Raw genomic sequence first — 10,779 nt, 5'->3', positions numbered from 1 at the left:
ACGCCACCGGGGCGCTCAACACCAATGGTGTGATTGGTGTAGCGCAGGAAAGCAATCGCCTCCAGATTCTCCCGCCCGCCATAATAGTTAGGCACCCACTGCCCTTCGGCCCGACTATAATCGCGGTAAATCATTGAGGCCACGGCATCAATGCGCAGTGCATCAATACCAAAACGCTCCATCCAGTAAAATGCATTACCCGCCAGATAGTTACGGACTTCATTGCGGCCATAGTTATAAATCAGGGTATTCCAATCCTGATGATAGCCCTCACGCGGATCGGCATATTCATACAGCGAAGTGCCATCAAACTGGGCTAAGCCGTGTTCGTCGCTGGGGAAGTGACCGGGAACCCAATCCAGGATGACGTTAATCCCCGCCTCGTGGAATTTGGCGACGAAATCTTTGAAATCCTGCGGCGTACCAAAGCGGCGGGTCGGGGCATACAACCCTAATGGCTGATAACCCCAACTGCCATCAAAAGGGTGCTCATTTATCGGCAGCAGTTCGACATGGGTAAAACCCATATATTTGACATATTCGACCAGTTGATCGGCCAGTTCGCCGTAACTGAGCCAAAAGTTATTATCGGTATGGCGACGCCATGAACCAAGGTGCACTTCATAGATAGAGACCGGTGAGCGCAAATCATTGGCTTTTTGCCGTCTGGCGGTATTGGGCACCACCTCAGGTAATGGGCTGATTATCGACGCGGTTTCTGGTCGCATCTGTGCTTTAAACGCGTAAGGGTCCGCTTTCAGCCGCATCTGATCATTGCTGTCAATGATCTCAAATTTATATAGCTGCCCTATCTCTACTCCGGGTAGGAATAGCTCCCAAATGCCATTTTCGCGGCGTAACCGCATCGGATGGCGGCGACCATCCCAAAAGTTAAACTCACCCACCACCGAGACCCGCTTGGCATTAGGTGCCCAAACTGCAAAGCTGACACCGGCCACGCCATCAAGAGTCATCAGATGTGCGCCCAATCGCTCATAAGGGCGCAAATGAGTGCCCTCCGCTAACAACCAACTATCAATATCCTGCAATAATGTGCCGAAACGGTAGGGATCTTCGATGATTTGCGGGGTTTCTTGCCAGGTCACGGCGAGCTGATAACGAAACGGACTTTTACGACGAGGAAGTTTAGCCATAAAAAAACCGCGTGGGTCTTCACGGGTCAACTGAACAAGGTTGCGCCCAGTTTCTGTTTCGACCAACCAGACTTCTTTAGCATCTGGCAGCAGTGCGCAAATCTGTAACCCCTGCGCAGTTTGATGCATTCCCAATATGGAAAAAGGATCGGCATAGTGGCCGGAAATAATTTGATTAATCACCTGACGATCGGGAAGTACTGGCATGGCATTCTTCCTATGATTAATGACATGATATTTGGACAAATTCTGAACAATTCAATTCGAAAATGACCTTTTCATCATGCAATCCATTTAATGTTTAAAGCGTGATTAAGGTCAATGATCAACCAATAAGTTGATTTAATGTCCAAATGCGCTTTTTCTCTAAGGTTAATGCGCAATCAACCGAGTTTTCTTACCCAAACTCTAAGCATAGTCAAAGGACGCTAAAAAAATTGGCTAACGCCTAATGAAATTTTTTCTCACGTCAATCAGGTATAAAAACGACGTTTACACTTCGTAAGAAGTGGGCTGATGACATAAAAATCCTAAATCATGACGTGAAAATAGTGGGGTTAAGATTTACCCTAAAAAATAGTAGAAATAGGGAACTGGACTAAGGTTTGGCGAGATAACGCCTTTTTTACTTAAAAGGGACGGCAGTTAAAATTTTCTACGCCAAAATATGGGTATAATCGCGCCAAAAATAACCCATCCCAGACAATATTGTGGTCATCTAACATGGGCGTCAGCCAGGTCGAACTAATTTTTTCCCTTCTGCAACAGATGTGTGTCTATCTGGTTATTGCCTATCTGTTGAGTAAAACGCCGCTGTTTATTCCTTTAATGCAGGTGACTATCCGGTTGCCCCACAAACTGGTGTGCTACCTCACCTTCTCCATGTTTTGCATCATGGGCACCTACTTTGGCTTGCATATTGAGGACTCGATCGCCAATACCCGCGCTATTGGTGCGGTGTTGGGGGGTGTACTGGGAGGACCGTCGGTCGGGTTTCTGGTGGGGTTGACTGGCGGGTTACACCGCTACTCCATGGGCGGGATGACCGCCAGCGCCTGTATGTTATCCACCGTCGCCGAAGGGCTATTGGGCGGCCTGCTCCACAGCTATCTGACCCGTAAAAACCGCCTTGATCTGCTGTTCCAGCCGCTAGTGGTGGCCGGGGTGACACTGGTGGCTGAAGTCCTGCAAATGCTGATTATTCTGGCCGTTGCCCGCCCATTCAATGAGGCCGTGGAGCTGGTCGAGAACATTGCCCTGCCGATGATGATCACCAATACCATTGGTGCCGCCATGTTTATGCGCATCTTATTGGATCGGCGAGCTATTTTCGAAAAGTACACCACCGCATTCTCCGCCAAAGCCTTGCAAATTGCCGCGCGGGCGGAGGGGTTACTACGTCATGGTTTTGACCAGCAAAACAGTATGCGGGTGGCGCGTATTTTGTATGAGGAGCTGGGTGTTGGCGCAGTCGCCATCACTGACCGCGAGAAGCTGCTGGCTTTTATCGGCACCGGTTCTGACCATCATCAGGTCGGCAGTGCTATCACTTCAGACCACACCCACCGGGCGATTGAGCTGAATCAGGTGGTCTATGCCGATGGCAATGCGGTGCCCTATACCTGCTCCATCTCCCCCAGTTGCAAGCTTGGCTCCACACTGGTTATCCCCTTGCGGGGCGAAGAGCATCGGGTGATTGGCAGCATCAAGCTGTATGAGCCGAAAAGTAAATTGTTCTCCAGTATTAACCGCACACTGGGCGAAGGCATTGCTCATCTGTTATCGGCACAGATTCTGGCCGGTGAATTTGAACAGCAGAAACAGCTACTGGCGCAATCCGAAATAAAATTGCTCCACGCGCAGGTCAATCCTCATTTTCTGTTTAATGCGTTAAATACTTTGTCGGTGGTGATCCGCCGCAATCCAGATCATGCCCGCAAACTGGTGCTCTCACTGTCGACATTTTTCCGCAAAAATCTTAAACGTAGCCACGATGTAGTGACGCTAAGTGATGAAATTGAACATGTGAAGGCGTATCTGGAAATAGAAAAGGCGCGCTTTGCTGATCGTCTGAGTGTCGAAATATCATTACCCGATGAATTAATGGACGCGCGATTACCCGCATTCTCCCTGCAACCGGTGGTCGAAAATGCGATTAAGCACGGGACATCACAGATGTTCAGCCATGGGCGAATTACCTTGCATGGTAAACTGGATAACAGCGTACTTATATTGGCAGTGGAAGATAATGCCGGATTGTATCAACCGCGCCCTAATGGTGATGGCTTGGGGATGAATCTGGTCGATCGGCGAATTAAAGTCCGCTATGGCAAGGAGTATGGCGTCACTGTTATTAGTGAGGTGGAAAAATTCACTCGGATTATTATTAAATTACCCTTTATTACGGCGAGTGAGTGACCTCTCCCACTCAAGCCAAGGTAATAACACGATCAGCTGAAGCAATGGTTGATGAGCTGAGATCACTCGGGTTATCGCTGATAATAATTGGGTTGTTTTACCGTGCCTGGATTCAAAATATTATAATTCTGTGGTGGAATAATTATTTTGGGTGATGACTTAATCAAATAGATAACACATATTACTATTGCAATGAATGTGTAATAGATTTTTTTCATGGTGACATCCTATATCATAAACATCTTCTTCCCTATATTTCGAGATAATACCACCATATCTAATCACACATAATTTAAATATATATATTCAATGCCAAAATCAAATGCCAGCTATATATTCATATTATCAATTAAGTTAAAAAACCCTGACCATTGGATCAGGGCTTTTTGGTGATTTCTTGCTATCCAAACACGCTGAATAACAAATTACAGCAAAATCCGCAGCATACGGCGCAGTGGTTCTGCCGCGCCCCATAGCAACTGGTCGCCGACGGTAAAGGCGGAGAGATATTCCGGCCCCATATTCAGTTTACGCAAGCGACCAACCGGGGTATTCAGTGTACCGGTGACGGCCGCAGGGGTCAGTTCACGCATACTCAGCTCGCGGTCGTTCGGAATAACGCGAACCCAATCATTGTGTGTCGCTAGCAGTTGCTCGATTTCCGGCAATGGTACATCTTTTTTCAGTTTCAGGGTGAATGCCTGGCTATGACAGCGCAGTGCACCGATGCGAACACACAGCCCATCAACCGGGATCACGCTGCCAGTATTCAGAATTTTATTTGTCTCAGCCTGGCCTTTCCACTCTTCGCGGCTCTGACCATTATCTAGCGCTTTGTCGATCCATGGGATCAAGCTGCCAGCCAGCGGCACACCAAAGTTATCCGTCGGCAAAGTGCCACTGCGGGTGGCGGCGGTCACTTTACGTTCAATATCCAAAATAGCCGATGCAGGGTCCTGCAACTCTTTTGCCACCCCAGCATGCAACATACCCATTTGCGTCAGCAACTCGCGCATATGACGCGCGCCGCCACCGGATGCCGCCTGGTAAGTGGCAACCGATGCCCACTCAACCAAATTATTCGCAAACAGCCCCCCCAGAGACATCAGCATCAGGCTGACAGTACAGTTACCACCAGCAAAAGTCTTGATGCCTTTATCCAGACCCTGCTTAATTACATCGTGGTTAACCGGGTCAAGAATGATGATCGCGTCATCTTGCATCCGCAGTGAAGAAGCCGCATCAATCCAATAACCCTGCCAGCCCGCTTTACGCAGCTTTGGATAAACTTCGTTGGTATAATCCCCCCCCTGGCAGGTGATAATAATATCCAATGCACTCAATGCATCAATATCAAAAGCATCTTGCAACGTGCCCTGCTGGCCGGTGAATGTTGGCGCAACCTGACCGTGTTGAGAGGTAGAGAAAAAGAGCGGGCGGATACCGTCAAAGTCGCGTTCTTCAATCATGCGTTGCATGAGGACTGAGCCGACCATACCGCGCCAGCCGATAAAACCAACGTTTTTCATGTTTACTGTCCTGCCTTGGAGGGTGACACCGATTAATGGATAGCTCTCTTGTCATCTACACGTTGTATAGGGTATAGCAGACTGACTAAGATAGACGCCATACCACCTTACAAAATATGGACAAAGTGGCAAGTTAAATTATTCGATACCAGAATGATTCAAAGCAATCTTCCTAATATGTGACTTTGACTGGCTGGAAACGCCAGTCGTTTTGATTATTTTGAGGTAATAATGACAGAGATGATTGCAGCAACTGTGTTGCTGTTTTTGATTATGGACCCACTAGGAAACTTGCCGATTTTTATGTCGGTGCTCAAGCATCTGGAGCCGAAACGGCGGCGAATGGTATTGATCCGCGAATTGCTGATCGCACTTGTATTGATGCTGATTTTCCTGTTCGCGGGTGAGAAGATCCTGGCGTTCCTGAATCTGCGAACTGAAACCGTATCGATATCTGGCGGTATCATTTTGTTTTTAATCGCTATTAAGATGATTTTCCCTTCCCCCGAAAGCAGCGTCACCGGGCTATCGGCTGGGGAAGAACCCTTCCTGGTGCCGCTGGCCATTCCCTTAGTCGCAGGCCCGTCCATTTTGGCGACGCTGATGCTGTTATCGCATCAATATCCTAATCAACTCAGCCACTTAGTGTTGGCATTGATGATTGCATGGGGTCTGTCCGCTGCGATTTTATTGATGTCGAATCTGTTCCTGCGCTTGCTCGGTCATAAAGGGGTTAGTGCGCTAGAGCGGCTGATGGGGTTAATTTTGGTGATGCTATCGACGCAGATGTTTTTGGATGGCGTGCGAGCCTACCTGAGTAAATAAGCTCTACCCACAGATGTGATGACCAAAGCGGGGCGCGCTGCCCGCTTTGAATTTTCAGCATTTAGCGATAAGAAAGCGGTTCAGCCCCGCCCTTCCAGGGCTGACACACAGCGCCGCACCACCTCATCGATATCCGCATCAATATCCACGCAAATCACATCCGGCTCATCTGCACCGGGCTCTTCCAGTGCTTCAAACTGACTTTTCAGTAGGTCGGTCGGCATAAAATGGCCGGACCGTGCTTTGAGTCGCGCCATGATGACGTCAAAACTGCCTTTCAGGTATAAAAACACCATTCCCTGATTACCTTCCCGCAGGCGCTCGCGATAGCGGCGTTTCAGTGCTGAACAGACAATAATGCCCGTTTCATTTTTATGATCCAGGCTGTAGGCCGCATCACTCAGCCGCTCCAGCCACGGCATACGATCCTCATCATTGAGAGGATGCCCACTGCCCATTTTCTGAATATTGGCGCGAGGATGCAGGTCGTCGCCATCAATAAATTTGGCATGAATTTGGCGGGCCACAGCTTCTCCCACCGTGGTTTTACCGCTGCCCGATACGCCCATCACGATAATGCTATGCCCTGCCATAATTTTGATCTCTATCTCAGAATGGAAATTTTACCGCTCTCTATGGTTCCGTATTTTATCATGTTACCGGTATCATGATACCGGTAACAAATAGAGGTGTGACTTTTATCACATAGAACTTTTATCACATCGAATAGAGCATCGTTATTAAACTCAATCGCACCATCACGCAGGCCAAAAAGGCTGAGTGTAAATAATAAAACAAGGGTCACCTTCCTTCCCTACTGCCTGTGAAGATGGCTAAAAACGATAACTAAAATAGATATATATCTAACGTAAGTGGAGAAATACCATGCCATTAGTCATTGTTGCGGTTGGCGTTGCCATGCTGCTGTTACTGATGATCCGTTTCAAGCTCAACGGATTTATCTCCCTGATACTGGTCGCGCTGGCGGTGGGTGTCATGCAAGGGATGCCCGTCGATAAAGTGGTCAGCTCAATCAAAGCCGGGGTGGGCGGAACCCTGGGCAGTCTGGCGCTGATTATGGGCTTCGGTGCCATGCTCGGAAAATTACTGGCCGACTGCGGCGGCGCTCAACGAATTGCTACCACCCTGATTGATAAATTTGGTAAGAAACATATTCAGTGGGCCGTGGTACTGACCGGTTTCACCGTGGGTTTTGCCCTGTTCTATGAAGTCGGCTTCGTATTGTTGCTGCCATTAGTATTTAGTATCGCAGCCTCAGCACGTATTCCGCTACTTTATGTCGGCGTGCCGATGGCCGCAGCGCTGTCGGTGACCCACGGTTTCCTGCCGCCTCACCCAGGCCCCACCGCCATTGCTACTATTTTCCACGCCGATATGGGTAAAACCCTGCTGTACGGGACATTACTGGCAATCCCTACGGTGATTCTGGCCGGCCCGGTATTCGCTCGTTTTCTAAAAGGGATTGATAAGCCGGTTCCTGAAGGGCTGTATAACCCGAAAACCTTCACCGACGAAGAGATGCCGAGCTTTGGTGTCAGTGTCTGTACCGCGCTGGTCCCCGTCATTCTAATGGCGCTGCGGGCAGTGGCAGAGATGATTTTGCCGAAAGGCCACCCGATCCTCTCTTATGCAGAGTTCTTTGGTGACCCGGTCATCGCCACACTGATTGCTGTACTGATCGCAATTTTCACCTTTGGCTTAAACCGTGGCCGCTCAATGGAGTCGGTGATGGATACCGTGAGCGACTCCATTAAAATCATCGCGATGATGCTGTTGGTGATTGGCGGGGGCGGGGCTTTCAAGCAGGTTTTAGTCGACAGCGGTGTTGACCATTACATTGCTGGCATGATGAATAGCAGCGGCTTATCACCAATTCTGATGGCATGGACCATTGCGGCAGTTCTGCGTATCGCGTTGGGTTCGGCGACAGTTGCGGCGATTACCGCAGGCGGCATCGTAGCACCTTTAATCGCCACCACCGGTGCCAGCCCTGAGCTAATGGTGATTGCCGTGGGTTCCGGCAGTGTCATTTTCTCTCACGTAAACGATCCGGGTTTCTGGCTATTTAAGGAGTACTTCAACCTGACCATCGTCGAAACCTTTAAATCATGGTCGGTGCTGGAAACCATTATTTCAGTCTGCGGCCTGATCGGTTGCCTGCTGTTGTCGATGGTGATCTAGGCAATAATAGTTTAGGCAATAGTGAGTTAAATACTGCCGCCGGGGAGAATGGTGAAACCTACGTCAACCATCTTGGGTGTGACCACCTCTCCGCGCAGCCGTGCTAACAAACGCTCGGCTCCGATTTGCCCCATTCTTTCACGTGGAGTTAGCACACTGGCGAGCTTCGGCACCATCGACTGCCCAATATCATGACCATGGAAACCGGCTATCGCCATATCATGCGGGATAGATAAGCCCTGGCGCTGGCATTCAAATACCGCACCAATTGCCAAGTCATCATTGGTACAGAAAATACTGTCAATCTGTGGATAACTCGCCTGCGCCTCAATTAATAGCTCAGCCCCGGCGGAATAGGATGAGGATCGGCTGGTCATAACACTCATCGGCACCAGACCTGACTCACGCATCGCCTGCTCATAACCCTGCTGCTTAATCACCGTCCGCTCATCCTGACGCGCGCCAAAATAGACCACGTACTGATGGCCTTTGGCGATAATTTGCTGCGTCATCTGTCTCGCGGCTTCAAAGTTATTAAACCCCACAGCCAAATCAATGCACGGCGAAGAACAATCCATCAGCTCAATAACAGGAATGCCCGCGACCTCAATCATTTTCAATGTGCGGGCAGTATGGTGGCGCTCGGAGAGGATCAGCCCATCAATATTATAGGAGAGCAGTGAGGTCAGTCGCTGCTCCTCACGCTCTTTCTGATAGCCATAATGCGCCAGCATGGTTTGGTAACCATGAGCATCAGTCACACTCTCAATACCGCGCAACACCTCGGCAAAAACCTGATTAGTTAATGACGGTAACAACACACCAATGGCATGGCTGGTCGCGTTTGAAAGGATATCGGGGGCGCGGTTGGGGATATAGCCCAGTTCGTCTAGTGCCAGCGCGATTTTTTCCTGCAAGAGTGCGGAAACCTGTTCTGGATTACGCAAATAGCGGCTGACAGTCATTTTAGTGACTCCCACCATATCAGCGACATCTTGTAGCACTGGCCTTTTTTTCTTCATTATCAATGAACTGAGGCAGAGTAAACGGGATGTCATTCTAGCAAAGAATAAGGGTATATACCCAAAGTAATTGGCGTTACCGCTAGGCAGCAAACGAGTAAATCGCGATGAGCTACATCAGTAAGTGATTCGGGTGACAAATCTGCTGGGAGCAGATTTGAACGCTGCTTGCAGCGGCCTCGCAGCCAAGGATGGGCCGAGTAGCGAGAGCCGCTAACAACGCTGTAGCGCCGATAAAAAAGGGTATAACGCGATGCGCATACCCTTTATTAATTAGGCGAAAAACTTATACCGGTGGCAGATCAAATAACAAGATCTCACTATCTTCATCTGCATGAATAGACAGTGCTGTTTCATCCCAGATAGCGAATGCATCGCTGGTACTGGCATGGTGGCCATTGATGGAGACTTTACCACGCACCACCTGTATCCAAATGCGGCGCTCTGCCTGAATCTGGTAAATTGACTGCTCTTCGCGCTTCAGTGCCCAACGCCACAATGTCATATCCTGGAACACTTTTAGCGAACCATCACGGGCATCCGGTGACAGCACGAGCTGCCGCCCTTGTGGGATGTCGAACATCTGCTGCTCATAACGCGGCGCTAAACCTGTTTTATTTGGAATAATCCAAATCTGGTATAGGTGCAGTGGCTGGTCATCCCGACCATTATATTCTGAATGGCGGATACCAGTACCGGCACTCATAATCTGGAACTCGCCAGCATGAATTTGTTCTTTGTTACCCATGCTGTCTTGGTGCTCTACAGTACCGGACAGCACATAAGTCAGAATTTCCATGTCTTTATGTGGATGGGTGCCAAATCCCTGACCTGCGTCGATAATATCTTCGTTAATCACCCGCAGTGCTGAAAAAACCATAAATTCTGGATCGTAATAGTCTGCGAATGAGAAGGTATGCCAGCTATCGAGCCAACCGTGATTAGCATGGCCACGTTCTTCGGCTTTGCGTAAATAAATCATATTCAGTTCTCCTCAACGTTTTCTTTAGTCTAGATGTCGCGGGAGAATATGAAAGCGTAAAAAACTCACTCCTCTATTCAAAAAATTCGACTGATTAGTCAGCTGAAACACAAATGATTTGAATTTGAAGTCATTAGAGGGAGGAAACGTCGAGATAACTTGAGTATGGTAGTTTGCAGACTCATGATTCACAGAGAAAATAGCTAAAAAAAAGCCAGCACCCGGCTGGCTAAGTAAACACTGGAAGCAATGTGAGCAATGTCGTGCCTTCGTAATGAGAACACCTAAACTTTAGTGGCCTCATCTGAAAGCACGACAATGATAATCATTATCACTCTCACTTGTAAAGTGTTTTTTTTAGCCAATTACAAGATTATTGAATTCAGTCAATAAACCAAATTTTTATCAGGTTATTCAAACACTAAGAGTAAGGGTATGTTTATGAAAAATGTGCAGATACGCCATGTGGAAGCCACCGACTACCAAGCCTTGCAGCAGCTATTTTCTCACCCACAGGTTTATCGCGACACGTTACAACTTCCCCTGCCTTCACAAGAGATGTGGGCTAAAAAGATCAAAGATATTCCGGCAGGAGTGTCAATTATGGTCTAAAAGTGAGCCACAGTTATGCTTTAAAAGTGCGCCAC

The 10,779-nt window shown here is 48.5% G+C and carries 8 protein-coding genes and 1 pseudogene; 4 read left to right on the top strand and 5 right to left on the bottom strand.

All coding sequences use genetic code 11. The features are described 5' to 3' along the window. Positions 1-1,361: 1,4-alpha-glucan branching enzyme (gene glgB, locus AACW11_RS14790; RefSeq protein ID WP_212586998.1), on the bottom strand; the 1,361-nt coding region annotated here is incomplete at its 3' end. A gap of 516 nt (positions 1,362-1,877) precedes the next feature. On the opposite strand from glgB, the gene AACW11_RS14785 reads away from it, so the two are divergent. After that, positions 1,878-3,572 carry a sensor histidine kinase gene (locus tag AACW11_RS14785; RefSeq protein ID WP_212586997.1) on the top strand — a complete coding sequence of 565 codons (1,695 nt, stop codon included), beginning with the start codon at positions 1,878-1,880 and terminating at the stop codon, positions 3,570-3,572. Between the two features lie 425 nt (positions 3,573-3,997). On the opposite strand, the gene asd is transcribed toward AACW11_RS14785, so the two are convergent. Continuing rightward, positions 3,998-5,101 carry an aspartate-semialdehyde dehydrogenase gene (gene asd, locus AACW11_RS14780; protein WP_212586996.1) on the bottom strand — a complete coding sequence of 368 codons (1,104 nt, stop codon included), beginning with the start codon at positions 5,099-5,101 and terminating at the stop codon, positions 3,998-4,000. A 231-nt stretch (positions 5,102-5,332) separates the two neighbouring features. Between asd and AACW11_RS14775 the strand changes: the two genes are divergently transcribed. Beyond that, positions 5,333-5,926, top strand: coding sequence for a YhgN family NAAT transporter (locus AACW11_RS14775; protein ID WP_212586995.1), 594 nt, complete (start codon positions 5,333-5,335; stop codon positions 5,924-5,926). Between the two features lie 80 nt (positions 5,927-6,006). On the opposite strand, the gene AACW11_RS14770 is transcribed toward AACW11_RS14775, so the two are convergent. Continuing rightward, a complete protein-coding gene (locus tag AACW11_RS14770) occupies positions 6,007-6,519 on the bottom strand; it encodes a gluconokinase (protein WP_212586994.1) in 513 nt (170 codons plus the stop codon). A 292-nt stretch (positions 6,520-6,811) separates the two neighbouring features. On the opposite strand from AACW11_RS14770, the gene gntT reads away from it, so the two are divergent. Beyond that, positions 6,812-8,128 carry a gluconate transporter gene (gene gntT / locus AACW11_RS14765; protein ID WP_212586993.1) on the top strand — a complete coding sequence of 439 codons (1,317 nt, stop codon included), beginning with the start codon at positions 6,812-6,814 and terminating at the stop codon, positions 8,126-8,128. 26 nt (positions 8,129-8,154) lie between these two features. On the opposite strand, the gene gntR is transcribed toward gntT, so the two are convergent. After that, on the bottom strand, positions 8,155-9,150 hold the full coding sequence (gene gntR / locus AACW11_RS14760; RefSeq protein WP_145561009.1) for a gluconate operon transcriptional repressor GntR: 996 nt from the start codon (positions 9,148-9,150) through the stop codon (positions 8,155-8,157). A 286-nt stretch (positions 9,151-9,436) separates the two neighbouring features. Beyond that, positions 9,437-10,132, bottom strand: a complete 696-nt coding sequence (locus AACW11_RS14755; RefSeq protein ID WP_212586992.1) for a pirin family protein — start codon at positions 10,130-10,132, stop codon at positions 9,437-9,439. 441 nt (positions 10,133-10,573) lie between these two features. Between AACW11_RS14755 and AACW11_RS14750 the strand changes: the two are divergent. Continuing rightward, positions 10,574-10,741 (top strand): annotated as a pseudogene (locus tag AACW11_RS14750) (GNAT family N-acetyltransferase); the annotation flags it as partial. Between the last annotated feature and the right edge of the window lie 38 nt (positions 10,742-10,779).

Source organism: Yersinia sp. Marseille-Q3913, from assembly GCF_963892745.1.
Taxonomy (GTDB): Bacteria; Pseudomonadota; Gammaproteobacteria; order Enterobacterales; family Enterobacteriaceae; genus Yersinia; species Yersinia bercovieri.
This window is presented reverse-complemented; position numbering and strand designations above follow the sequence as displayed.